Source organism: Mesorhizobium subarcticum (genome assembly GCF_055456085.1).
Window position 1 is genome coordinate 2,926,512 of the sequence record NZ_CM144237.1, and the last position, 24,063, is coordinate 2,950,574.

Consider the following 24,063-nt stretch of genomic DNA (forward strand, 5'->3'; position numbering starts at 1 on the left):
CGGTGCGCATTCCGGCCATCAGGCTCAGTGTTGCGCACCACGAAAGGGCAGACCAAAAAATCGAAGCGGGAAAAAACCCGGACCGTCCCTGGTCAGCCCTGCAAGCTAGCTCGCAGGGCAGTAATCGGGCCACGCTGACGATGGTGACGAAAAAACGCAAACACGTGAGCCCTCCTTTCGAGACAAGACGTTGAGTGTGAGGAGCGATTACACCAAAGGCGGGGCGGATGGCAAGGCCGCCGCTTTCCCCCGGCGCGGGATGGGGTCGAGCACCAAGACGCAGCCGCCGATGATCGCCACCGCGCCGAAACCCTGGATGACGGTCAGCGATTCGCCAAGCAGGATCGTGCCGACCAGCACGGCGATCGTGGTCACGGCGAATTCGACGCTGATCGTCCTGGTCGCGCCGATGCTGGCTATCAGCTGGAAGTAGACGACATAAGTCAGCGCACTCATCACGCAGGCGAGAAGGACGAGATAGAGGAAGTCGACAGGGGTGGGCATGGCAGGCACCGGCACGACCAGCAGCAATGGCAGCGTCATCAGGCCGCCGAACAGGAAGGCGGCGCCGGTGAGTTCGAACGAACCAGCCGCGCGCAAATGGCGGTTGGCGTAGTTGCTGCCGAAGGCGGCGGAGAAGGAACTGAACAACGAGGCCGCACAGCCGAAGGCGAAGGATGTCGTGATCGGCACGGCGGGAAAGCCGACCAGAACGATGATCCCCGTGGCGCCGACCAGCAACCCTGCCAGTCCACGAACTGTGATGCGCTCCAGCCCCCACAACTGCCCGAGGATCATCGAGAACAGCGGGATCGCGGCAACGAGGATGGCGGCCATTGCCGTGCCGATGCGCGGCGTTGCGTAGGACAGGCCGATCAGCTGCGCGGCGACCGTCGTCGCGCCAACCACGGCGAAGTGCCCCCAGCCGGCGCTGAAATCAAGCCGCCGCCGTGTCGCGGCGGCCAACAGGAAGAGCGTCATGCCGGCGATCAACGAGCGCAAGGTGACCGCACCGACCCAGCCGAAGGTATGCACGACCTTGAGCAGGACAAGGAACGACAGCCCCCAGGTGATGGCCAGGAAGACATAGGCGGCGATGTCCTTGGGTCTCATGGGTATGTTTGGCCGGTGGGGAGCTTTGCGTGCAGAGGCAGAATTGCAGCCGTGCGTATCGTTTTCGCCGACTGGCGGCAAGCGCGCGAGCATGGTCCAGAGGTTGTTGCGACTCTGCGAAGCATGACGTTGAGGTACGGCGATGGAGTGCTTCCCTTCTCCCGCAGGGGGAAGGGAAATGCGCTTTACCGCCCCGGCCTTCCCGTTTTGCCCGGCCGTCTCTTTTCGCGGCGGGCGTCGCCTGGGTCTTCATAGGAACCAATGCCAGTGCGCTGGCGGACGATGGGCTTGTTGGCATCGCCGTGTTCCTTCGCGCCCCCCTCTGTCCTGACGGCGCCCACAGCGGGGGAGATCGGCTGGGGCTTTGCCGGCACTTTTCCCTCGACCGGCTTTTCCGTCCGCCGCACGGTCATCTCGTCAAGCGAGTTCTTCTTGAACAGCGGTTTGGTGGCATCGCCGGGAATGCCGAAGTCGGAGCCGTGCGCTTCTTCCGCCGACTGCTTCTTGAACAGCGAGCGCGATACGGCACCCGCTGGCGTCGGCATATCGGTGCCAGGGCCCATATCGTCGATCGAGGGTTTGGCAAACAGCGGCTTCTTCACCGGCACGGCGCCGTCCGCGCCCATTTCGTCAATCGCCGGCTTGCGGAAGAGGTTAGTCCGGGCAGCCCTGGCCGCCTCTTCGGCGGCGCGGGCTTCGTCGAGCTTGCGGAAACGTTCCTGTTCCTCGGATGTACGATGTTTGGCCACGCCCTTGTTGTGCTTGCCCTTTTCCCGACCCGAGACCGGGCTTTCCATGTCGGCGTATTTGGCCAGCGGGTCTTCGGAGATCGACAGTTCCATCTCACGCAGGCGCTTGATTTCGTCGCGGATACGGGCTGCCTTCTCGAAGTCGAGATTGGTGGCGGCCTCGCGCATCTGCTTCTCCATGGCGTCGAGATGCGCCTTGAGGTTGTTGCCCATCATGGCGCCGGCGCTGTCGGTGAACTGCGAGATGTCGGCGCGGACATGGTCCTTCTCGTAGACCGAGTCCAGAATGTCTGAGATGCGCGACTTGACCGATTCCGGCGTGATGCCGTTGGCCGCGTTCCACTCCATCTGCTTTTCGCGGCGGCGGCTGGTTTCGGCCATCGCCCGTTCCATCGAGCCGGTGACCTGATCGGCATAGAGGATGACCTTGCCGTCGACATTACGCGCGGCGCGGCCGATGGTCTGGATCAGCGACGTCTCGGAACGCAGAAAACCTTCCTTGTCGGCATCGAGAATGGCGACGAAGCCGCATTCGGGAATGTCGAGGCCTTCGCGCAGAAGGTTGATGCCGACCAGCACGTCGAAGGCGCCGAGGCGCAAATCCCTAAGGATCTCGATGCGCTCCAGCGTGTCGATGTCGGAGTGCATATAGCGCACGCGCACGCCCTGTTCGTGCAGGTATTCGGTCAGGTCCTCGGCCATGCGCTTGGTCAGCACGGTGACCAGCGTGCGGTAGCCGGCCTTGGTGGTCTCGCGGATCTCGCCGACGACATCGTCGACCTGGCTTTTCGCCGGGCGCACCTCGACCGGCGGATCGATCAGGCCGGTCGGCCGGATGACCTGCTCGGCGAAGACGCCGCCGGCCTGTTCCATTTCCCAGCCGCCTGGTGTCGCCGAGACAGCGACGGAGAGCGGGCGCATGGCGTCCCATTCCTCGAAACGCAGCGGCCGGTTGTCCATGCAGGAGGGCAAGCGAAAACCATATTCCGCCAGCGTCGCCTTGCGGCGAAAGTCGCCGCGATACATGCCGCCGATCTGCGGCACCGTGACGTGGCTTTCGTCGATGAAGACCAACGCATTGTCGGGAATGTATTCGAACAAGGTCGGCGGCGGATCGCCGGGCTGGCGGCCGGTGAGATAGCGCGAATAGTTCTCGATGCCGGCGCAGGAACCGGTGGCTTCCAGCATCTCCAGATCAAAGCGGCAGCGCTGTTCCAGCCGCTGCGCTTCCAGCAGGCGGCCGGCGCGTTCCAGTTCCACCAGCCGGTGCTTGAGCTCTTCCTTGATCGACTTGATCGCCTGATTGAGCGTCGGGCGCGGCGTCACATAGTGCGAATTGGCGTAGATCTTGACGCTTTTCAGCTCGCCGGTCTTCTGGCCGGTCAGCGGGTCGAATTCGGTGATCTGCTCGATCTCGTCGCCGAACATCGAGATGCGCCAGGCGCGGTCTTCCAGGTGGGCCGGAAAGATCTCGATCGTGTCGCCGCGCACGCGGAACGAACCACGGACGAAATTGATGTCCTGGCGCTTGTACTGCTGGGCGACGAGATCGGCGAGCAGGGCGCGCTGGTCGAGCCGGTCGCCGATCTGCATCTGGAAGGTCATCGCGGTATAGGTTTCGACCGAGCCGATACCGTAGATGCAGGACACCGAGGCGACGATGATGACGTCATCGCGCTCGAGCAGTGAGCGCGTCGCCGAATGGCGCATGCGGTCGATCTGTTCGTTGATCGAGGATTCCTTCTCGATGAAGGTGTCGGTGCGCGGGACGTAGGCTTCCGGCTGGTAATAGTCGTAATAGGAGACGAAATACTCCACCGCATTGTCGGGGAAGAATTTCTTGAACTCGGAATAGAGCTGCGCGGCCAGCGTCTTGTTGGGCGCCAGGATCAGGGCAGGGCGCTGCGTCTGCTCGATCACCTTGGCCATGGTGAAGGTTTTGCCGGAGCCGGTGACGCCGAGCAGCACCTGGGTGCGGTCGTTGTTGTCGACACCTTCGACCAGATCCTTGATCGCGGTCGGCTGGTCCCCCGCAGGCTCGAAGTCCGACACCATCTTGATGGCGATGCCGCCTTCGGATTTCTCCGGGCGGGCAGGGCGGTGCGGCGTCCACAGCACGCCGTCCTTGTGCAGCGGATTGCCGGATTCGATCAGCGCCGAGAGTGCTGCCACCGTGGCGGTGACGCTGCTCGAGGCCATTGTCTCGGCGTCTTCCAGCGAGATGTCGAGGCCTGCGACCGGATTGAGACCGGCCGCCGTCCGCTCCCTGGCCGTTGCCGCGCCACCCATCGAAGTGCCACGCGAGCTGCGACCCGGAGCGGCGGAGCGCTCGGGAATCTTCTTGGCCACCTTGGGCGATTTGCCGCCGTCGCCCTTGCCGATCTGGCGCCCTTCCTTCTCGGCCTCCTGCTCGATCTGCTCTGCCCAATCCGCGATCGACCCCGTGAGCGGCGTGCCCGACAGTTCGGGCTGCGGCATCTCGGCGAAGCCGCCTCTGTGCAGCGGCTCCGAGGCGTCGAGGAAATCGGTCAGCGGACTGCGCCGCTTGGGCGCGGCGCGGTCGTCATTCGCCGTCGGGGGCGTTCTCTTGTCGGGGGATTTGGCCATGTCCCGAATATGGTGAGTCTTGGCCAAAATGGAAAGAGCGGGATGAGGCGCGGCGCCTGACCGCATACGGCTCCTGACAGAAGGCTGTCAGGAGGAGTCAGCTCCGCGCAGTGGTGCTGCCTGTCGCGCTCAGGCGCCGCGTGCGTTGTCGGTCGCCACCTGGGTCGGCGATCCGTTCAGGCGCGGCACCACGACGAGGCGTGTGACCTTGCCCTTCTTGAAGGCAGCGAGGAAGCGGGCATAGTCCCGGAAGACGACGCAGCCATTAGAACTCGGCGCGGCCGCCGCGCAGCATATAGGTGTGGGCGAGCAGGCCGTTGCGGTTGTACTTGTTACCGCCACCGACCGGGGTGAGGCGCAGGGCCTCGACGCCATGGAAGCGGGATTCACGCAGCGACAGATTGTAGGTGTTGGGTGGCGTCGGGCCACGATCCTTCACGTGGACATAGCGCGGCTGGTCGACCATGGCGCCGAGACCTGAATGCGCCTCAAGCCGCTGGCCGTCCGGCATGTAGACCGTCTTGGCGCTGATGTCATAGACGGCGACGCCATGTCCGGCTCCGCTTCCGGGGTTCGGCCCGTTGAACAGGTTCTTGAACGCCTGGCCGAGGCCGCCCGAAGGTGTGTCCGGCTTGGCATAGGCCAGCACATCGCCGCCATCGCGGCCTTGCCGGGCCGGTTGCCTGGCCTGCTGGACCGGCTTTGCCTGGGGCGCCGGTTTCTGCTGGGCGAGCTTGGGCTGAGCAATCTTGGGCTGCGGCTCCGGCTTGTCCTGCTCGACGGCCTTGGGCTGCGGCGCGTCGAACTGCGGGCGTCGGGTCGGCAGCGGCACGTCGTCGGTCAGCGCATCCGGCAGCGCGGCGGCGTCGCCGGGCTGTTCCTGCTGGGTCTCGACAGGCGAAACCGCGACATCTGCCGAGGAGTCGGTCATCGGCAGCGGTGAAGCGAAGGCCTCATCCTCGACCGGCAGCGACCGCACAAGGGCCAGGGCCAGCTGCGCGTTGTCAGGTGTCTCGGATTGGGCCAGGGCCAGCTGCGCGTTGTCAGGTGTCTCGGATTGGGCAAAGCCCTGCGGTGCCGGTGCGGTCTGGACGACGGTATCGGCACGGGCGAAGCGTTCCGCCGCGGGAGCCGGCATGTCGTCAGACAGGCTGGCCATGAGCTGGGCGGACGGCACCAGCGACGCCTCAGCGATCTGCGGCGCGGTGCTGGAAATCACGGGACGGGCGTTGGCCGTCGCGACAGGCATGCCGGCGGTGGCAAAGACAATAGGCTTGCCGGCGTCGGCAAAAGCGGCGGCAAGCTTGGTCGGCGATAGCGACGCCTCCATGCGTTCGAAACGCTCCTGCGCCTTCGACTTCAAAATAGGCTGTTCCGGCTTTGCATGGGCCACGAGGCGCGCGGATTTCTCCATCTGCGGGCTGACGCCGGCCAGCTTGAAGCAGCTGGCGCCGCATTGCACGGCGTGGTCGTGCAGGCCCTGCGCGCCGCCATGGGCGTTGGCCAGCACGAACGGCGCCGAGGATCTCAGGAAATGCTGCTTCAGCGGATCGGCCATGGCCAGCGAGCCTGGCATGGACAGCGTCTGCGGCAGGCCGCCCGACGCCGACAGCGCGGCGCCGACGGAGCTGAGGCCAGCCATGGTGCCGATCAGCCACAAGCCGACGGCAGCGCTGACACCGGGCACCGCGACCCAGCGGACGATCCGTTGCGGGTTGAAGGAATGGGAACGCAATGCGTCGACTTGCTCGCCGCCTTCGCGCTGTTCCCAGATTATTTTGTGTTTACGCGACAACGCCATGCAACCAATCTTGCTCCAATCGGTTTTCCCCGTACGTGGCCTTGTGAGCCGCGACGACCATTCTGCGAGTGATCCCAGGTGGTCCCCGACGCGTTTGCCGCGCCTGTTGTTGGTTGCCGATTGCTTCAAAATATGGACAAAGTTGGTTAATCAATCCCTCTCAAAACCAACGACGAGATGTGGATTTCTCCAAATGAGGTTCCATCCACGCGCAGGAAAGTGGTGTTGTTGCCCTTCCGAGGCAGTTTTGCTGCCTGCTTTTGGCGGCCAAGTCAAGCAAAACAGCCCCAGCTAATTTGCGAAAGAAGCGCTCCGGCGAGCCATGCGGCAATCGGTCGTGTCCTTCCGACGTACCAAAAAAGTCTGTTGCAGGGGCAAAACTGTTGCCCGATTGCCACAAATTCTGCGCCCGGACTGCCACTCCCTGACGCCCATTGACTCGTTTTGGGAGGCGGTGCAATCGGGTTGAAGGCTTGGTTTTGGGGTGGCAAAGGCCACTTTGGAGGCTTTTTCCATGAAGCGTCGGGATTTCTTGACGCTGTCGGCGGGTGCGGCGGCGTTCTCCATTCTTCCGGCTACTGTCAGGGCTGCCCTGCCGGTGCCTTATGATCGCAACGCCGAAATCCCATTCAAGGATAAAAAGTCGTTCATCGACTGGATGGTGGCCAATCGCGGCGAGGATCCGAAGTTTTTGGCTGAGCGATTCGATCGCTTCCAGATCATGGTCTATAACAAGGACGTGCTGGACGACCGCAACAAGCGCGCCTTCCTTGCCACGCCGCGCGAAGAATTCGTGCTGCAGCAGAATCTGGGACGCGCCTACGACCACGCCTTCCTCGACATCGGCTATGGCGTGACGATCTCCGGTCCGCATCTGGTCGGGCGCATGACAACGGCCATCGACGTCCAGTTCGGCGAGGCCGTGCTCGAGGTCGGCACCGGCTCCGGCTACCAGTCGGCCTATCTCGCCAACCTCACCGACAAGGTGCACACGATCGAGATCATCAATCCGCTGGCGCAGCGCACGCGCCGCACCTATGACGCGCTGATCGATCGCGGCTACAGCGTGTTCGGCTCGGTCACCAGCCGCAACGCCGACGGCTATTATGGCTGGGAAAGCGTCGGCCCGTTCGACAAGATCATCGTCACCTGCGGCATCGACCACATTCCGCCGTCGCTGCTGCAGCAGTTGAAGCCCAATGGCGTGATGGTCATCCCGGTCGGCCCGCCGGGCGCCCAGCATGTGCTCAAGGTGATCAAGCAGCAGCTTGCCGACGGCACGTTCAACATCGTCCGCTCGGATATCTATAATGGCAAGGTGGTGCCGTTCGTGCCGTTCACCAAGCTGGAAGGCGACCAGATCGTCGGCACGCATAACGGCTGAGCATGCCGCGCCGGTCCAGGCCTGCCGAGCCAAGCCGCCGCATCAAGGGGCCTGAATGACGGCTGTCGTATCGACCTCTCGACCAAGTCTCACCTCGCTGGAGGCGCCTCGGCTCGCGCATTATCTCGCGGTCGGGCTGATCGCCGGCGCCATCATCGCGCTGCAGATAGCGGTCATGCGGGTGTTCGCCGTCGGCAGCTGGTCGCATTTCGGCTCGCTGGTGGTCAGCCTCGCCATGCTCGGCTTCTCGCTGTCCAGCGTCGTCATCTTCGCCGGCAAGGATTGGTTCGACCGCCACTGGCAAGGCGCGGCCACGGGAGCGCTGCTGCTCATCGGCCCGCTCGCCGTCGGCTCCAATCTTGTCGCACAGACGGTGCCGTTCAACGCCATCTTCCTGGTTTCCGATCCCGCGCAGAAATGGCGGCTGCTCGCCAATTTCCTGCTCTATCTCCTGCCATTCCTGGCCGGCGCGTTCTTCCTCGGCATCGTCTTCCTGAAGAGCCGTACCGCCTTCGGCCGCGTCTATTTCGCCGATCTGACCGGCTCGGGGCTGGCCGGCCTCGTCGTGCTGGTGTCGCTCTATCTGTTTGCACCGGAAACCATCATCGTCGTGCCGCTGCTGCTCTGGGCCGCGGGTTCGCTGCTGTGGTTTATCGCCTTCGGCGCCTGGAAAAGCGTTGTCGCCGGCGTGGTCGTGGCGGCGCTGTCGATTGCTGGCTATCTCATGCTGCCTGGTCTGCTCGGCATCCCCGACATCGCCGTGTCGCAGTACAAGGGCGTCGCCTATGCCCGCAACTTTCCGGACGGCAAGCGCATCTACCGCAGTGTCTCACCGTTCGGGGACCTACAGGTCTATGCCAGCTCCTACATGCATTTCGCGCCGGGCCTGAGCGACAATGCCGCCTTCGGCATGCCCGAGGTGCCGGCCAACACCTATGTCGGCATGTATCGCGACGGCGACGGGCCGGAAGGCATCATGCGCAATCTGGCGCCGGCCGAGCAGGTCTATTTCCGCTATCTGCCGATGCACTATCCCTATGTCATCAAAGACAAGCCCAAGACATTCGTCGTGCAGTTCGGCGGCGGCATCTCCACGCAGGCCGCGCTCAATGCCGGCTCGACCTCGGTGACCGTCGCCGAGAGCAATCCGATGACGTTGCGGGCGTTCCGCGATCCGGTGCTCAGGGATGTGACCGGCGACATCCTGGCCGAGCCGCGGCTCAAGGTGATCGACTATGACGGGCGCCTGTTCCTCGCCAATACGGCCGAGCGCTACGATGTCATCGACCTCAGCCTTGCCGACAGTGTCGGCCTGTCCAATCCGGGTGGCTTCGCCATCTCCGAAAAGTATGCCTACACGCATGAGGCGATGCTGAGCTACATGAACGCGCTGGCCAATGGCGGCGTGCTGTCGGTCACTTTGTGGAACAAGGAAGAGCCGCCGAAATCGGTGCTGAAGCTCTATTCGACCATCGCCGAGGCAGCGAAGGCGTTCGACAGCCAGGGCGCGGCCAACGACATCTTCGCCGTGTCGAGTTACCTCTCGACCACGACGGTGCTGTTCAAGCGCGGCGGCTTCACCGAGGCCGAAATCAAGACCTTGCGCGACTACACCAAGTCGATGTCGTGGGAGGAAGTCTATTATCCAGGGATGGCCTATGATGGCTCGGGCGGGCAAAAGGTGCTCGATGATTATCGCGCCTCGATCTTTGGCAGCGGGCAGGATGCGACGCTGACGCAGCCTGCCGCCGATGCGACCGCGCCGGCTGACCCGACCGCGCCGAACGGCGCCTGCGATCCCACAGCACCGGCAGATCCGACGCTGGATGCCTGCGCGGGTGCTGGTGGCGATGCCGGCCCGCAGGTGCTTCCGGCGACGGAAATGCAGCGCATGACGTGGCACGCGCTTCTGACCGGCGGTTGGCAAAAACTCGCCAGCGATTATGTCTTCGACACGCGTGCGCTGAGCAACGACCAGCCCTATTTCGCCGCCTATGTGAAGGTCGCCGACCTGCCGCGCACGCTGGACCGGCTCGACCTGTTCCAGGACGATTGGGGTTATCTGCTGATCTGGGCAACGCTCGGCATTGCCTGCATCACGGCGGCGTCGCTGGTGCTGCTGCCGGTCCTCTTCGGCTGGCGCATCGTCTTCTCGCGCTCGCGCGGCAAGCTCGGTACCATCCTCTATTTCGCTTGTCTCGGCCTCGGCTACATCATGGTCGAGGTCGGGCTGATCAGCCGCTTCACCGTGGCGCTGGCAAACCCGACCGTGTCGGCCTCGGTGCTGATCTCCTCGATGCTGGTGTTTTCCGGTCTCGGCAGCCTGTTTGCCGAACGCATTTTTGATCGCGCCAGGACGCTGCTACCGCTGGTGCTGCTGGCGGTCTGCATTCTGCTGCTCGCCTATGGCTTCTATCTGTCGCCGGTGCTCGACTGGATCGGCGCCTATCCCTATGCGGTGCGGCTGTTGCTCTGCTTCCTCCTGGTGTCGCCGCCGGCCTTCCTGATGGGCATGCCGATGGCCACAGCCATGACCTGGCTGGCACGGCTCGGCAAGGAACATCTGTTCGTCTGGGCCTGGGGCATCAATGGCTGCTTTTCGGTGATCGGCTCAGCCGCCGTGCCGATCGTCGCTACCAGCTTCGGGCTGAGCGCCGTGCTGCAATGGTCGGCAATCGCCTATTTCATCGCTATCCCGGCCTTCTTCGCCGTGCTGTTGCCGTCGAAGGCGCCTTCCATACGCTTGGTGCCAGCCTGATGCCGGACCGGCGCGCCATCGTCGCCGGATTGCTGGCAACAGTGGCTTTTCCCGTGGCGAGCCAGGGGGCGCGCTTGCACAAGGCTATATCGACCATCGTGCCGTTCAAGGCATCGCCCTTTCCCTACCGGGGTAAGCTGCCCGACGGCTCCGCGCCTTTCCTCGATGTCACGGCGGCGGGTGGCCGGCGCGGCCACACCTCGCCGCGCGGCGGCATCTATTGGGAGGACGAGACCTATTCCGACCGCAGCACCTTGCTGGCGGTGCCGAAGGGGTTTGATCCGGCCAAGCCGGCCGTCATCGTCGTGTTCTTCCACGGCAATGGCGCGACCTTGCAGCGCGATGTGGTCGGCCGCCAGAGGGTCTTCGCGCAGGTCGAGGCATCAGGCATAAACGCGGTGCTGGTGGCGCCGCAATTCGCCAGCAATGCGCAGGATTCCAGCGCCGGGAATTTCTGGACGCCAGGCTATTTTGCGAGGTTCGTGGCCGAGGCGGCACAAGGCCTGGCCAGGCTGACCGGCGCCAAAGCGGCAAAATTAGACGCCATGCCGGTGGTGCTGGTCGCCTATAGCGGCGGCTATAACCCGGCCGCCTTCGTGCTGAGGAATGGTGACATCGGCGCCCGCCTGCTCGGCGTCATCCTGCTCGACGCCGCGTTCGACGAGGCCGACATTTTTGCCAGCTGGATCGCGCACCACCGCAAGAGTTTCTTCGTCAGCGCCTACAGCAAATCCTCGGCTTCCGGCAATGCCGAGATCAGGCAGTTGCTGGCGGGCCAGGGTATCAACGCGAGCGCCGATCCGCCACGCCGCCTCGAAGCCGGAACGGTTGCCTTCCTCGCCTCGGATGCAGGCCACGATACGTTCGTCACACGGGCCTTTGTCAGCAATCCATTGCAGTGGCTTCTAGGGCGCGTGCATGGCTTTCCACGCTAAGAGCATGTTTGCATTTGCGCGATTGATGGGCAGCGTCCTAAATGTTTGCCTGCGAGAAAACTCACGAGGCTGAGTGATGGCTGCGATGGTCGGAGATCGAACGTCCTTTGCTATCGAAAGTGCAATCACGCAAGCATTTCCCAACCTTGCGCAACGCGCGTTGGGCTACTTTCTCATTCACATTCAAGGGAAGGCGTATGGTGTCCACGCACCCGATGCCTCGATGTTGGGCTGCTCCTTCGAAGCGGTAAATGATCGTCTGCGGCGACGCGGAACGCATCAAGTTCTGTTTCTATCGACCATGGACGCGTCGCAGATTGCCGAGGCTTTCCTCGATGCCGTGTACAGGCAAACCGCTCGTGTTGATTATTTCGGCCTGCCGGCCATCGAGTTCACCGAAATTCTTTATGGAAACGCGATCGTATGGGCTCCGGATGGTGATGAGGCATTCGATGACGGAAGCCATGTTCTCCAATTCGACGTCGGCAACAAGGTTCGCCTCATTGCTTTCGTGAATACGGAATCTCCCGAGGATGTCGGCGGCACGGTTGTGGAGGAATGGCTCGACGACGAGGTTTTCTACGGCGTTCTCTCTCGTTGGAGAGAGCAGTTCGCTGCCGAGTGGGTGAATAAATCAAGTGAAAATCATGCGACCTCGGTATCGAACTGATTGGTGGAATGTGGCATTGACCTGACACGGATTTACTGAGGCAAGGCGCTATCGATGCCGATATCGGCAATCGCTGCCAGTTCAGAGGCAAAGACGGCGGCGCGGCGGGCCTTCGGCCCATTTTCAGACCAGACCAGCCGGCGCTTGATGGTCAGTGCCGGTACCTCGCCCCCGATCTCGACGAGGTGGCCTGCGTCGAGATGGCGGCGCAACACCAGTTCGCTGGCCAGCAACGCGCCCATCCCGGCGATCGCCGCTTGCGCCGCGACGATGGTCAATCCGAAGCGCGGACCCTGGTCGATGTCCTTCCTCTGCCGCGCTGCTGCGATGAACCAGTCCCGCCAGGCTGGGTAGACATCGTCACCCATCGTCGGGTCGATGTGCAGCAGCGGCATCCTGTCCAGCATTTCGGCTCTGTTCCGCCCGGTGTGACCCTCGACCAGCGCCGGCGCGCAAGCTGGAATGACCCGCTCTGTGAAGAGGTCGAGTGCCGCGATGTGCGATGCCGCGCCTTTGCGGTAGCTGATGGCAAGATCGACGCCTTCCTCCGCCATTGCCTCGAGCGCGACGGATGCGACAATGCGGACCTCGAGCCGTCCAAGGGCCGGTCGCACCATCGCAAGGCGCGGTGCCAGCCAGAGCGAGGCGAAGGACGGATCGGCTGAGATGGTGAAGGTCTCCGCCCGCCGTTCGAAGCGCAGCCGCCGCATGCCGGAGGCAAGCGCGTCGAAGCCTCGGTCGATGTCGGGCAGTGCTGCCTCGGCGGCCCGGGTCAGCACGATGCCGTTGCCTTCGCGCCGCACCAGCTTGATGCCGAGCCGGTCTTCCAACTGCCGGATCTGATGGCCGATGGCGCCGGGCGTCACGCCCAGCTCCTCGGCGGCGCGCGTCAGGCTGCCGGCCCTGGCGGCGGCCACCAGCGCTCGTAAGCCGGAAAGCGGCAAATCCCTTAGCACCATGTTTTGAATTTATCTCAAAACTTTGGGAAGGGAACTCGTTTGAGTTGGGATTCTTCTCTGCCTAGGCTGGTCGAAGAAATTCAACCGCCGGGGACATCAGATGCTCGACACGCCAAAGCACCATGCCGTCGCACCGATCCGTGCCATGCGCGCAGAAGGCGCACGTATTGCCGTCGATTTGGCTGACGGTCGCTCGGCAAAACTCTCGACGCGCTGGCTGCGGCTGGCCTGCGAGTGCGAGCAATGCGGCGACGCCGCCTCGGGCAAGAGGTGGCTGACGCCGGCCGATGTCGGCAAGGAAGTCCATGCTGAGAGCTTCGATGTCTCCGTGCCCGGGCAGGTCACTGTCATTTGGCAGGATGGGCACGTGTCGCGCTACGACGCGGCCTCACTGGCAAACCATGCCGGCGGCTCAGGCCCGGACCGGTTCCAGCCGCTTCTGTGGAACAGCGACCTCTCCGCACGGCTCGGCCGATTCGCCTTCGATGCGGTGGTCGCGGATGACGAAGCGCTTTTCCAATCACTGCGGGCGTTGAGGGATCACGGCATCGCCATGTTGACCGGCGTTCCAGCCGAGACCGAAGCAACGGCGCGGGTTGCCAGCCGTTACGGGCCGATCCGCGAAACCAGCTATGGCAAGGTCTTCGATCTCATCTCGCGGCCGGATGCGCGGGTGGCGGGCGAGACGGCGCGGGCGCAAATCCCGCACACGGACGAGCCGTTCCGTTATGCGCCGCCGGGCTTCATCTTCTTCCACGCCATCCGCACGGGCGCGGGCAGCGGCGGCACCTCGCTAACGGTCGACGGCTTTCATGTCGCCGAGCTGATGCGGACGCGCACGCCTGACCTGTTCGAGCTGTTGACGCGGCACGGCGTCACCTTCCACCGCGAACACGAAGGCGAGGTGTTCTTCAGCGCCGAGGCGCATGTCATCAGCCTCGACACGACGGGTGCGGTTACCGGCATCCGCTACAATGACCGTTGCCTGGCGCCGCAATGGGCACCTCTGGACCAGATCGACGGGCTGATCGAGGCGCTGGCCGAACTGACACGGCTAATCCGCGATCCGCAAAACCAGTTTCAGCATCAGTTGCAGCCCGGCGAAGTGCTGGTCTTCGACAATCAGCGCGTCCTGCATGGCCGCAGCGCCTTCGACCCGACGCTGGCTGTGCGCCATCTCAGAAGCTGCAACATCGACCGCGACGGCGTCCACAGCGCGTTTCGGACGTTGGCCCGGCGGTTGGCGCCGGAGGAGGCGGAAGCGGTGCTGTATCAGGGGGCGATTTTCTAAGGCGTATTGATATTCAGGTGATGCCGGCCTGCAAACGACGGTTTCCTGCGCTTCCGGTTCTCACGTAGCCAAAAGTACGCTCCGCTCCGGTTCTCGGAACCCATCGTTTTCGACTCGGCCTGACCTGAATCTCAACACGCCTTGGCACGCTTCCCTCAAATGGGGGTAAAACTCAGTTAAACCACAGCGCAAACGTCAAAAACCCGCCACCCCCAAATTCGCGCTGGATCTGGTCGAAGTCCTCGCTGGTCAGGATCTTGCCGCTTTCGAGATAGGGCGCGATGCCCGGCCCGGTGATTGACAGCACGAGGTCGAAAGGCTTCGGCTCGTCGAAGAAGCGCTTCATGTTGATGCCCTTGCCGGTGATGCGGAAGTGCGGCAGCAGCAGGCGGCCTTCGAGAAGGTCCTCGGCCATGGTCAAGGTGGCGAGCCAGGCCTGCACCTGCTCTTCGCCGACTTCGAGGCCGGTGAGCGGGTTTTCGCCCTTCTGCTGCGGTCCCGGCAGCCATTCGCGGTCATTGTCGGTCTCGGCACGGATCGCCTTCCAGTCCTCGCGCGACAGCCGGATCATTTCGAGCAATTCAAGGCGCGCCGCCTTGCGGCGCTCCGGCTCGACCACCGGCCAGTTGATGAGATGCACCATCGAGATGAAGTCGGCGATGCGCCATTCCGAAGAGAAGATGTTCGAGCCCATCTCGCTCGGCGGCGGCACGAGAATGTCCTGCAACGGCAGTTTGGCGCGCGGGAACAGCATGTGGAAGGAGCCGTCGAAAGTGCTCCCGAAATCATGCGCCAGCCAGAAGTCGGCCTGCGCCATCAGGAACTCGGCATAGCCCTGCAGCCAATAGCCGTCGGCGCGGTCAAAGCGGAAGGTCAGCGCAGGTACGGCATCGCCCTGCGAGATGCTGCCGTGCGACAGCGCGGCCATGATGGCCGCCATGCTTTCGTCCGGCGCGATGGTGCCGTCCTCGTTGAGGTCGATGCCGACATGGGTGAGGTCGATAACCATGCCGATATCGGCATCGGCCGGCACCGAGCCCAGCGTGGTGGCGGATTTTTCCAGCCGGTCGCGGAACGCGGCCAGGATGGCGCGGAACTCTTCGTAGGTCAGCGGCTCGGGATTGGGATTGGGCGGCACCGGCAGCTGCATCAGCGGCAGCATGAAGGATTGCGGGCTCTCGAAACCGTGGCGGTGCAGGCCGCTGGCGAGCAGCTCGAGTGCTGTGAAGAATTCACCAGCGCCGGCGGCATAGGCCGATGCCGGGTCTTTTGGCGCGGCTGCCTCCAGCGTCGAGAGAGCGCTGTTGCGCGCGGCCACGGTCTTGGCCTCGAACAGAGCGGTTGCCGCCTCGGGCATGGCGGCGCTGGCAGAAGAGGCACTGGCGGAAGAGGCACCGGCGGGAGACAGGGGCAGAAGCACAATGAAGGCGGATGCCAGCAGGCTTGCTATTCGGGTCATCATTTTCCTCCCATGCATTTGTCGTTGGCGACCATACACAGATTTGCGGCACCGCGCCCGTCGGTGCCGATAAGCCCCCCACATCGTTGCACGATTGTCGAAGGACGCGCTTCAACCAGCCCGGCGGACGGTTTACAGAAGGCAAACGATTGGGCATTGCGTGTCGAACTATCCGCTCTCCTACAAACTGTCCTGGCTGCCGCGTTTCCTGAAGCCGTCGCTTGGCGGTGACGCCAGCGGGTTTGCGCCGATCGCGGGAATGCTGATGGAGCCACGGCCAAAACAGACGGTGCGGCTGGCCTTCATCGGCGACATATCGGCGGTGACCAATCGCCATGCGCCGGCCTGCGACCCGACGATCAAGGCGCTGCTTGGCAGCGCCGATCTGGTGATCGGCAATTGCGAAAGCCCTGTCGTGGACAGGCCGAGCGCCGTGCTCGGAACGAAGCTCGGCACGCACCATGCGATGAGTGAGCGGTTTCTGGCCGAGGCGCTGGCCGCGGTCGGTATTGCGCGTGAAAGATTGGTGCTGTCGTTGGCCAACAATCATGTCCTCGACCAGGGCGTCGCCGGTTTTGAAGAGACGGTGGCGGCGCTGAAGCGACTTGGCATCGGAACCATCGGCCTGGCTGCGGGTGGTCCGGTGCAGCCGGTCGAGGTCGAGCCGCTGCGTGTCGGCTTGGCCGCCTTCACGCTTTGGCGCAATGCCGACGAACACCTGTTTGCGGGCCGCGTGTCGACGGATTGCGATCTGACAGGCCGGCCGCGTGACAGCTATGATCTTCTCTGCGCGGTGCCGCATTGGGACTGGGAGTTCCGGCACTTTCCGCGCGCCGGGACGCGGGCACTGGCGAGGCGGCTGGCCGGGCAGGGCGTCGGGCTGATCGCCGGTCATCACGCCCACGTCGTGCAGCCGGTGGAGCGTATCGACGGGACGATCGTCGCCTATGGGCTCGGCGATTTCCTCGGCACGGCCCTTGCCCGCCAGCCATGGCCTGGGCGCATTGGCGGGATTTTCATTGTCGATGTGAGTGCTGATGCCGGGGCGCGTGGTGCTGTTGCCGCTTACCGGTTGCATCCGTTCGTGCGGCTACGGAACGGGGATCATGAGCGGCTGGTGCCGCTGGAGGCGCTGGAGGGCCGAATGCGCGAGAAGGTGGTGGGGCGGCTAGGCGCGGTTTTCCCTTCTCCCCTTGTGGGAGAAGGTGGATCGGCGCGATAGCGCCGAGACGGTTGAGGGGTGTTCCAGCGGAGTGAGGCGTTGGTGTTCCTGGAGCACCCCTCATCCGCCGCCTTCGGCGACACCTTCTCCCGCAAGGGGAGAAGGGAAGGTCGCGCTTGTTGCTCTGGCTGGCGACTTTCCCATAGATGCAGCTATCATGAGCTGGTCGAGGCAGCAGGGGGTAGCGGTGGAAACAGCGGATTTCATGCCAAGCGAGACGATCATCGCCGGCATCCGGAAAGCCATCGAGGCCTATGAGGCGGCGAGGGCTTCGACATTGCGGCAGGTGCGCTGGCGGGTGCCGCTGTTCATCGGGCTGGTGCTGGTGGTCGTGGCGCTGATCGCCTGGCTGTTCAACAAGGTCGCCGACCCCCACGAGCAATGGTTCTCGCCGCCGCATGTGTTTCTCTACATCATCGGTTTCGTGACGGCGATCCTGCTCTATTTCCGAGCGATCCGGCCGGCGACACGACTGCAGCAATCGTTTCGCGAAACACTGATGCCGATCATCTTTGGCTTTATCGGGGACATGCACTACCAGCACGACGTGACGCCGCATTCCTTCGACCGGTTGCCGCGCGAGACGGTTGGCGGTGCCAGCATGAGCCGCTTCGACGACATCATATCGGGACGCTATGACGGGTTTGCTTTCGAACTCTACGAAGCAGACCTTTGGGATGGGGCGTCGACCAAGACCAAGGCGACAACCTTCAAGGGCGTCATCGTCGCTTTCGAGGCCGTCGAGCCATTCCCGGGAATATTGGTGGCGACGCGGCGCACCAATGCGGTCATGGGCTTTTTCCGCGGCATGTTCGCCAGCAAAATGCAGGAACTGTCATCTGGCGTGCCCGAACTTGATGCAGCCTATGAATTCCGCACCGACAATGTCGAGGCGGCTCGGCCGCTGGTGATGGGCCGGCTGGCGCAGGCCTTGAAATGGCTCGGCGAAACATGGCCGGACGAACCGGCCCGCGTCGCGCTCAATGGCAGCGACGGTTTCCTGCTGTTGCCGCAGGCGAAGAATTTCTTCGAGCTGCCGGATATTTCGGTGCCGCTCGACTACACCAGGCATGTCGCGCCGATGATCTCGGATATGGGGGCGATGCTGGCGACGGCTGCGCTGGTGCGCAAGATCGGGGCGAAGGGCGGATAGACTCTTTGTTTTTACGCAATTCCCAAGGGAAAGCGCTACGCGCTTTTCCCGGGAAAACCCGCTCACACTTTTCCTGGAATTGCTCTAGTCGATGCCCGTCCGCACCGATCCATGAAACAAAACTTGTTCCGCTGGAAAATCAGCAGGCTGTTTCGTGATGCCGGCTGATCCGGATTGCGGCAGCGGCGTCATGGTTAGGCCCCGCCCGCCGCAATCCGGCTAAAGGACTCATTTCATGGAGTGAAGTGCGCTCATCGGAAGGCTGAAACGGCCGGATATCATGTCGGTCGCAGACAATGTGTCGGAATTAAGCCTATGATTTCCTTTGCGAAAATTCATCCAACGTGATTTGCGGCCAGCGGGCTTTCCCGCCCAGTGTCGGCTCGTCCGGTGCTGTCGTTGCCCAAGGCGACGGCCCGGAAAACCGAAACAGCACGGAGTGCATCCGATGAAAAGAACCCTCGTAACCACCGCCGCTCTGCTCGCCTTCCTCGGCACGGCCTATGCCGCTTCCGTTCAGGGCACCATCCAGGCGGTCGATCCGACGACCAAGTCGATTACGCTCGACGACGGCAAGATCTACCAGCTGTCGCCGGAAGCGAATGTCGGTAAACTGAAGGTCGGCGCCAAGGTGGCGGTGACCGTCGATGACAAGACCGGCATGGTGACGTCGATCAAGAAGGCGTCGTAGAGACCGTTCAGGCGTCTCCCTTCTCCCCGTTTTTACGGGGAGAAGGTGCCGGAACGCCGCTCCGACAGCGCCTCTATGGTTTTTGCCGATGAGCCACGCTATCCCTTGACCAACGGGGGATATTCATGGCCGAGGACCAAAAAGGCTTTCGCCTGTCGCGCCGGCTGGTGCTCGGCGCGGCGGTGGTCGGCGGCGCTGTGCTGTGGGGCGGTACCACCGTGGCACGGCTGGCGCGCGGACCGTCGGGGCCGAAGAACGCCGGACGCATCGCCGATATCGATGGCATAACCCTGCCGCTGAAGCCTGTCGCCAGCCCGCCAGCCTTTGACCCTTCGCTGCCATGGTCGGCCAAGGGCGGCGACATCAACGATGCCAGCGGCCTGTCGAGGACGCCGGTCTATGGTGTCGTCGAGGTCAGCGAGGAGGACCATATCGCGAGGGCGCTGGCCTTCGCCCGCACCAACGGCTTGAAAGTGTCGCTGGCCGCCATCCGCCATTCGATGGGCGGCCACGCCTTCGACGACAATGCGCTAGTGCTCGATCTCAGGAAATTCAACAAGGTCAGCGTCGATGCGGCCGCCAGGACCATGACATTGCAGCCTGGCGCGCGCTGGCACGACATCCAGAACATGCTGCATCCGCGCTTCGCGGTGAAGGCGATGCAATCGACCGACATCTTTTCGGTCGGCGGTTCGCTGTCGGTCAACGCGCATGGCATGGACCATCAGGCGGGCTCGGTGGCCGGCTCGATCCGCTCGATGCGGGTGATGCTGGCCGATGGCTCGGTGACGACCTGCTCGCCAAGCGAGAACGCCGATCTGTTCCGCCATGTCGTCGGCGGCTACGGCCTGTTCGGCGTGGTGCTGGAGGCGACACTCGATATCGTCGACAATGCCGTCTACCGCACCTCGCGCGAAATCATCAAATCCGACGATTTCCCGAAGTTCTTTGCCGAGGTGCTGGAGCCGAACAAGGATATCGGCCTGTTCTACGGCCATCTGTCGACGGCGCCGGGCAATTTCCTCGAGGACATGATCGTCTATCGCTACGACAAGGTGGCCGACCAGCCGCCGGCCGACCAGCCAGAAATCGGCGAACCGGAGGGCGTCGGGCTGAAACGGGTGATCATCAACCTGGCGAAATGGGGCAGCGTGTTCCAGGAGCTGAAGTGGTTCACCGAAAAGACGTTGGAGCCGAAATTCGAAAGCTGCACGGTGCCGCGCACGGCGGCGATGGCGCAGGGCGAGGCGTGCCTCGTCACCCGCAACAATCCGATGCACGATTCGGTGCCGTATCTGTTCAACGACCTGACTGACGAGACCGACATACTGCACGAATATTTTATTCCGCGTGCTGCGTATAATCCCTTCATCACGCAAGCCCGCGAGATTCTGCGCAACCAGTCTTTGCCGGTGCTCAACGCCTCGGTGCGCATCGTTCATAAGGAGGATGTGGCGCTCACCTACGCGCCGGAGCCGTCCTATTCTCTGGTGCTCTACATCAACCAGCCGACCGATGCCGACGGCAATGCCAGGATGCGGGCGCTGACACGGGCGCTGATCGACGTGACGATCAAGCATGGTGGGCGCTTCTTCCTGCCTTACCAGCTGCATTACACGGGCAAGGAGTTGCTGGCTTGCTATCCAGAGCTGCCCGCCTTCCTGGCGGTAAAACGCCAATATGACCCGACGGAACTGTTTTCCTCGACCTTCTACCGTGCCATCAAGGCGCTGAGCGGGGTGGTGTAGACGTCAGGAGAACAGTCAATGCGGATGGTATCAGCGGCAGCCCTCACTCTCATCGCGCTGTGCGCTGGACAGGCCGGAGCGGAGGACCTCAAGGCCTTCAAGCTGACCATCGACGGCGTGACGGTCGATATCGATCCCGGCGAGACCACTGATGTGACGCTGCCCGGCGGCAAACAGAGCAAGGTGACGCTCCAACGCAACGACTTCGCCACCTTTTCTGGCGGCGGCTTCTCCTTCGTCCATCCGAGCGGCATTTCGGTGACCAAGACCGATCTCGGCGAAAACATCACGCAATATCTGATGGCATCGGCGCTGGGCACGATCGTCGTGGTGCAGGAATATGGCAAGATGAACCCGGTGGCGCTGAACCAGCTGATGCTGCAGGAAATGACGAAGGAATCGGTGCAGGCCGGTGCGGAACTGACGCAGCAGCCGACGACGCGCAAGCTCGCCGACGGCAAGGAATTGACCGGCATCAGCGCTGACGTAAAGACGCGCACCGATGCCGCGCATTTCGAGATCGTCGGCTACGGCCTTGCCGATCAGGGCCTCTTGTTCATCACGCGTATTGCCGGCGAGGACGCGGCCACCGAACAGCCGTTGATCGACAAGTTCTGGGAGAGCCTGAAGCTGAAGATGTAGAGGGAGCCATTTGTTTTGACGCAATTCCGGACGGAAAACCGCTTCACACTTTTCCTGGAATTGCTCTACAGCTTGCTCGGCACCAGGCCGGCCAGCCAGTTCACGGAGCGCTTTGCCGCGTCGGCGGTCGCGGAAGCCGCGCGGCCGAGATCGGTCTTGACCACGGCATAGCCGTTCTTGGTGCGATAGAGCACGCCGGTTCCGCCATCGACCACCTGCTCATAGGCGACGGGCCGGGCAGCGTCCGCTTCGACCGCCGTTGTCGGCGCGCCGATCGGGACGCTTGGCCGATGGCTCAGTTCCGGCGGTAGCGGGCTTTCTGTCCTGACGACCCTGCTGGCCGGCTTCAGCTCCGGGCCGGACGCGATCGCGGCCAGGTGCGAGGACGACGACGAGCCCTTGGTGCGGCAGATGCCGGACACCAGCGGATAGTCGAAATTGCGCTGGTGCAGGATCTGGCTCTTCATCGCGGCTTCGCATTCGGCGATGGTCGACCACTTGGCCGGCGTCTCACCGATATATTCGCACAGCTTGGCATCGCAGTCGCAGCCGACAATGGTCATGGCGACAAGGGCGGTCTTGATCACGGTCTTGTCCCTTCGAGGTGCCCCCCGGCAGCCCATTCAAGTGCATGTCGCGTTTTCAGGCGGCATGCAACCCTCCATCGCGCGCGAACAAGGCGGGATTTGGCCGCGATTGTGAAATGAGCATGGCGGAGCGACGAACTGGTGTCTATTGGGCCGATAGCGCGGTCCGTGCCAGGAAATTGGCGATCAGCCGCACCACGTCCTGCGGGCGTTCGACCTGCGGGATGTGGTTGACACCATCGAGAACGGCCAATTCGGCGCGCGGAAACAGCGAGGCAATCTCTTCGCCCTGTTCAAGCGGCGTGGTCGTATCGTCTCGCCCCCAGATGACGAGAACGGGTGGCCTGAAGGTGCGATAGTTCGCCTTGTTGGCGGCAAGCGATTTCCGTTCGTCGTTGTAAAGGCCGCTGAACAGCCAGTGGCCGACCGCATCGGTGGTGCCCCTGACGTTCAGCGGGCGCGTGTAGATCGCCTTGCGCTCCGCTGTGACGAGATCGTCGTTTTCAATGAAGTTGCGCAGGCCAGGACCGGTCATCAGCGGGTTGGTGAAGGTCGAGGCGGCCAACAACTGGCGCGGCCAGTTCCTGTTCAGGAGCGATGCGAACGGCAAGGCCGGTGCTTCGGTCCGGCCAAGGCCAAGCGCGACATCGAGCAGGATCAGCGCATCGATGCGATCCGGTGAGGAGAAGGCAGCTTCGATCACGCCACCGCCGCCATAGGAGTGGACCGCAACGCTGAAATGGCGAAGGCCGAGCGCGTCGGCAAAACCGAGGACGCGCCTGGCGTGGGCGGCGCGCGAATAGTCCTGATCGACCGGCCTTTCCGAATAGCCAAACGGCGGCATGTCGGGGGCTATCACGCGAAAGCCTCGTTCTCCCAAGGGTGCTGCGATATCGCGGTAGGTCTCGGCCCACGAGGCGGTGCCGTGGAACAGAAGCAGCGGCGGTCCGTCGGGCGGGCCCCAGACCTGATAGTGCATCTTCAGCCCGTTGACGGTCACGAATAGCGCGCCGGCCGGCGCTGCCTCCTGCGGCGACAGGTTTTCGCGCAAGGCCGCGGCGCAGCGAAAGCCAACGAGCGCGACAACGATCAGCACGACCAGCGTGAGCGCGAACCAGCCTACAATCCGGATCAGTCGACGCATGGCCGTCTGCCGTTTCAGTAGTCGTAGACGTGTTCGAGCTTCGCGCCTGCCTTCATGAGCGATGGCAGCACCAGATGCAGCTTGCGCACGGCGACGACCATACCGGTGCGGCGCGTCGAGGGGTCGGCCGGCAGGGGATAGCTGAAAAGGATGCGCATGCCTTCGGGGATGGCGATCGAGTCGGTGGACAGCATGGTGACCATGATCTCGTCATTGCCGCCGATCTCGACGAAGGAGACGCCCTTGTCGATCAGGCGCGGGATCATGTCGGTGAACACCTGATAGCGCTTGGTGACGAAGATGGTGCCCTCAGTGCCGTAATCGCGTTCCAGCAAGGTGTCGGGTTCGTTGCGGGTGGCTTCGCCGACCGGGCCCTTGGCCCAGACATGGACATCGAGCAGGGCCGGGTCTGAGGTGGCGGCGAGCGCCTGTTTGATCAGGTCGGCATAGCCCTGCTTGATGGTGTCGGCGAGACCGAAGGCGAGCTTGCGTTCGCTGGTGCGGATGGAGCTGTCTCCCGGCGCCGGCTGTATGGCGAACAGGCCGGCGCGTTTTTCGGCGTAGGGGAACTGGTACCACGGCACCTGGTCGAGAAAGCCCGCGTATTCGGCCGCCACCTTGGCCTGGTAGATGTCGGCGGCGGTGCGCTTGGTTGCGGTTGCCTCGGTGATGCGGCCGACCGTGTTCTCATAGGCCCATTGCAGGATGTGCTCGATCGAGTGGCTGGTGCCGATGATGACCAGCATCTGGTGGTTGGCATAGTTGAACTTGTAGGGAGAACTGGCGCGGATCACCGTCGCGTAGTCCTGCCAGAAGCGGCCGACATAGGACCAGTAGGGAAAGCCGCTCGGCTGGTCCTTGGCGACGAAGCCGGCATATTCGCGCGCGGCGTAGACGATCGCCCATTCCGGATAGGTGAGGAAGGTCGATTCTTCCGGCCGTTGATAGCCGGGGATTTCGGCGCGCACCTTGTTGGCCAGCGCCTTGGGTGGCGCGCCGTCGGCAATGCCAGGCAGCGGCGTCTTGTCGAGCGACGGCGTCGTCAGGAAGCCGTAGCTCAGCCCGGCGATCGGGATGAGGATGATGATGACGATCAGCCAGACCACCGTCTTGATGAGGCGCTTCAACCAGCGGAACAGGAACATGGCCG

18 protein-coding genes are annotated in these 24,063 nt (G+C 63.3%); 10 read left to right on the top strand and 8 right to left on the bottom strand.

Features of this window, described 5'->3' with window-relative positions:
• Positions 1–207: 207 nt before the first annotated feature.
• The 3 genes from ACZYHG_RS14270 to ACZYHG_RS14280 form a co-directional block, all read right to left on the bottom strand.
• Entirely contained in the window at positions 208–1,113 is a 906-nt protein-coding gene (locus ACZYHG_RS14270) for a DMT family transporter (RefSeq protein ID WP_464614323.1), read from the bottom strand.
• Between the two features lie 185 nt (positions 1,114–1,298).
• Entirely contained in the window at positions 1,299–4,469 is a 3,171-nt protein-coding gene (uvrB, locus tag ACZYHG_RS14275) for an excinuclease ABC subunit UvrB (RefSeq protein WP_464614324.1), read from the bottom strand.
• Between the two features lie 265 nt (positions 4,470–4,734).
• The gene (locus tag ACZYHG_RS14280) at positions 4,735–6,270 is read right to left on the bottom strand and encodes a DUF2778 domain-containing protein (protein ID WP_464614325.1); all 1,536 of its coding nucleotides are present in this window, start codon (positions 6,268–6,270) and stop codon (positions 4,735–4,737) included.
• Between the two features lie 514 nt (positions 6,271–6,784).
• On the opposite strand from ACZYHG_RS14280, the gene ACZYHG_RS14285 reads away from it, so the two are divergent.
• The 4 genes from ACZYHG_RS14285 to ACZYHG_RS14300 all read left to right on the top strand — a co-directional run bounded on the left by ACZYHG_RS14285 (position 6,785) and on the right by ACZYHG_RS14300 (position 12,017).
• The gene (locus tag ACZYHG_RS14285) at positions 6,785–7,654 is read left to right on the top strand and encodes a protein-L-isoaspartate O-methyltransferase family protein (RefSeq protein WP_464614326.1); all 870 of its coding nucleotides are present in this window, start codon (positions 6,785–6,787) and stop codon (positions 7,652–7,654) included.
• A 55-nt stretch (positions 7,655–7,709) separates the two neighbouring features.
• Positions 7,710–10,412 carry a hypothetical protein gene (locus ACZYHG_RS14290; protein ID WP_464614327.1) on the top strand — a complete coding sequence of 901 codons (2,703 nt, stop codon included), beginning with the start codon at positions 7,710–7,712 and terminating at the stop codon, positions 10,410–10,412.
• The gene (locus tag ACZYHG_RS14295; RefSeq protein WP_464614328.1) at positions 10,412–11,347 is read left to right on the top strand and encodes a hypothetical protein; all 936 of its coding nucleotides are present in this window, start codon (positions 10,412–10,414) and stop codon (positions 11,345–11,347) included. The genes ACZYHG_RS14290 and ACZYHG_RS14295 overlap by 1 nt, the downstream gene beginning before the upstream one ends.
• Before the next feature lie 76 nt (positions 11,348–11,423).
• Positions 11,424–12,017 (top strand): Imm42 family immunity protein, encoded by a 594-nt coding sequence (locus ACZYHG_RS14300; protein ID WP_464614329.1) that lies wholly within the window; start codon positions 11,424–11,426, stop codon positions 12,015–12,017.
• A 32-nt stretch (positions 12,018–12,049) separates the two neighbouring features.
• Here ACZYHG_RS14300 and ACZYHG_RS14305 read toward each other — a convergent pair whose 3' ends face one another.
• Positions 12,050–12,976 carry a LysR substrate-binding domain-containing protein gene (locus tag ACZYHG_RS14305; protein WP_464614330.1) on the bottom strand — a complete coding sequence of 309 codons (927 nt, stop codon included), beginning with the start codon at positions 12,974–12,976 and terminating at the stop codon, positions 12,050–12,052.
• A 100-nt stretch (positions 12,977–13,076) separates the two neighbouring features.
• Here ACZYHG_RS14305 and ACZYHG_RS14310 point away from each other — a divergent pair, with 100 nt between their 5' ends.
• Complete coding sequence (locus tag ACZYHG_RS14310) at positions 13,077–14,267, top strand: clavaminate synthase family protein (protein WP_464614331.1); 1,191 nt, start codon at positions 13,077–13,079, stop codon at positions 14,265–14,267.
• 172 nt (positions 14,268–14,439) lie between these two features.
• On the opposite strand, the gene ACZYHG_RS14315 is transcribed toward ACZYHG_RS14310, so the two are convergent.
• Positions 14,440–15,726, bottom strand: a complete 1,287-nt coding sequence (locus ACZYHG_RS14315) for a hypothetical protein (protein ID WP_464614332.1) — start codon at positions 15,724–15,726, stop codon at positions 14,440–14,442.
• 160 nt (positions 15,727–15,886) lie between these two features.
• Between ACZYHG_RS14315 and ACZYHG_RS14320 the strand changes: the two genes are divergently transcribed.
• From ACZYHG_RS14320 to ACZYHG_RS14340, 5 genes are all read left to right on the top strand, one after another.
• Positions 15,887–16,948 carry a CapA family protein gene (locus ACZYHG_RS14320; protein ID WP_464614333.1) on the top strand — a complete coding sequence of 354 codons (1,062 nt, stop codon included), beginning with the start codon at positions 15,887–15,889 and terminating at the stop codon, positions 16,946–16,948.
• Between the two features lie 205 nt (positions 16,949–17,153).
• Positions 17,154–18,101, top strand: coding sequence for a hypothetical protein (locus tag ACZYHG_RS14325; protein WP_464614334.1), 948 nt, complete (start codon positions 17,154–17,156; stop codon positions 18,099–18,101).
• Between the two features lie 448 nt (positions 18,102–18,549).
• Entirely contained in the window at positions 18,550–18,792 is a 243-nt protein-coding gene (locus ACZYHG_RS14330) for a DUF1344 domain-containing protein (protein ID WP_027030598.1), read from the top strand.
• A gap of 125 nt (positions 18,793–18,917) precedes the next feature.
• Positions 18,918–20,540, top strand: a complete 1,623-nt coding sequence (locus ACZYHG_RS14335) for an FAD-binding oxidoreductase (RefSeq protein ID WP_464614335.1) — start codon at positions 18,918–18,920, stop codon at positions 20,538–20,540.
• 18 nt (positions 20,541–20,558) lie between these two features.
• Positions 20,559–21,182, top strand: a complete 624-nt coding sequence (locus ACZYHG_RS14340; protein WP_464614336.1) for a hypothetical protein — start codon at positions 20,559–20,561, stop codon at positions 21,180–21,182.
• A 65-nt stretch (positions 21,183–21,247) separates the two neighbouring features.
• On the opposite strand, the gene ACZYHG_RS14345 is transcribed toward ACZYHG_RS14340, so the two are convergent.
• From ACZYHG_RS14345 to ACZYHG_RS14355, 3 genes are all read right to left on the bottom strand, one after another.
• Positions 21,248–21,769, bottom strand: coding sequence for a hypothetical protein (locus ACZYHG_RS14345; RefSeq protein WP_464614337.1), 522 nt, complete (start codon positions 21,767–21,769; stop codon positions 21,248–21,250).
• A 145-nt stretch (positions 21,770–21,914) separates the two neighbouring features.
• On the bottom strand, positions 21,915–22,913 hold the full coding sequence (locus tag ACZYHG_RS14350; RefSeq protein ID WP_464614338.1) for an alpha/beta fold hydrolase: 999 nt from the start codon (positions 22,911–22,913) through the stop codon (positions 21,915–21,917).
• Positions 22,914–22,927: 14 nt separating this feature from the next.
• Positions 22,928–24,058, bottom strand: coding sequence for a hypothetical protein (locus tag ACZYHG_RS14355; RefSeq protein WP_464614339.1), 1,131 nt, complete (start codon positions 24,056–24,058; stop codon positions 22,928–22,930).
• Positions 24,059–24,063 lie beyond the last annotated feature (5 nt).

Bases quoted from the DNA above. Each gene is read 5' to 3' on its own strand.
- ACZYHG_RS14295 (WP_464614328.1), top strand. From the start codon at position 10,412: ATGCCGGACCGGCGCGCCATCGTCGCCGGATTGCTGGCAACAGTGGCT.
- ACZYHG_RS14285 (WP_464614326.1), top strand. From the start codon at position 6,785: ATGAAGCGTCGGGATTTCTTGACGCTGTCGGCGGGTGCGGCGGCGTTC.
- ACZYHG_RS14310 (WP_464614331.1), top strand. From the start codon at position 13,077: ATGCTCGACACGCCAAAGCACCATGCCGTCGCACCGATCCGTGCCATG.
- ACZYHG_RS14355 (WP_464614339.1), bottom strand. From the start codon at position 24,058: ATGTTCCTGTTCCGCTGGTTGAAGCGCCTCATCAAGACGGTGGTCTGG.
- ACZYHG_RS14350 (WP_464614338.1), bottom strand. From the start codon at position 22,913: ATGCGTCGACTGATCCGGATTGTAGGCTGGTTCGCGCTCACGCTGGTC.
- ACZYHG_RS14305 (WP_464614330.1), bottom strand. From the start codon at position 12,976: ATGGTGCTAAGGGATTTGCCGCTTTCCGGCTTACGAGCGCTGGTGGCC.
- ACZYHG_RS14330 (WP_027030598.1), top strand. From the start codon at position 18,550: ATGAAAAGAACCCTCGTAACCACCGCCGCTCTGCTCGCCTTCCTCGGC.
- ACZYHG_RS14340 (WP_464614336.1), top strand. From the start codon at position 20,559: ATGCGGATGGTATCAGCGGCAGCCCTCACTCTCATCGCGCTGTGCGCT.
- ACZYHG_RS14270 (WP_464614323.1), bottom strand. From the start codon at position 1,113: ATGAGACCCAAGGACATCGCCGCCTATGTCTTCCTGGCCATCACCTGG.
- ACZYHG_RS14280 (WP_464614325.1), bottom strand. From the start codon at position 6,270: ATGGCGTTGTCGCGTAAACACAAAATAATCTGGGAACAGCGCGAAGGC.
- ACZYHG_RS14300 (WP_464614329.1), top strand. From the start codon at position 11,424: ATGGCTGCGATGGTCGGAGATCGAACGTCCTTTGCTATCGAAAGTGCA.
- ACZYHG_RS14290 (WP_464614327.1), top strand. From the start codon at position 7,710: ATGACGGCTGTCGTATCGACCTCTCGACCAAGTCTCACCTCGCTGGAG.
- ACZYHG_RS14315 (WP_464614332.1), bottom strand. From the start codon at position 15,726: ATGACCCGAATAGCAAGCCTGCTGGCATCCGCCTTCATTGTGCTTCTG.
- ACZYHG_RS14335 (WP_464614335.1), top strand. From the start codon at position 18,918: ATGGCCGAGGACCAAAAAGGCTTTCGCCTGTCGCGCCGGCTGGTGCTC.
- ACZYHG_RS14325 (WP_464614334.1), top strand. From the start codon at position 17,154: ATGCCAAGCGAGACGATCATCGCCGGCATCCGGAAAGCCATCGAGGCC.
- uvrB (WP_464614324.1), bottom strand. From the start codon at position 4,469: ATGGCCAAATCCCCCGACAAGAGAACGCCCCCGACGGCGAATGACGAC.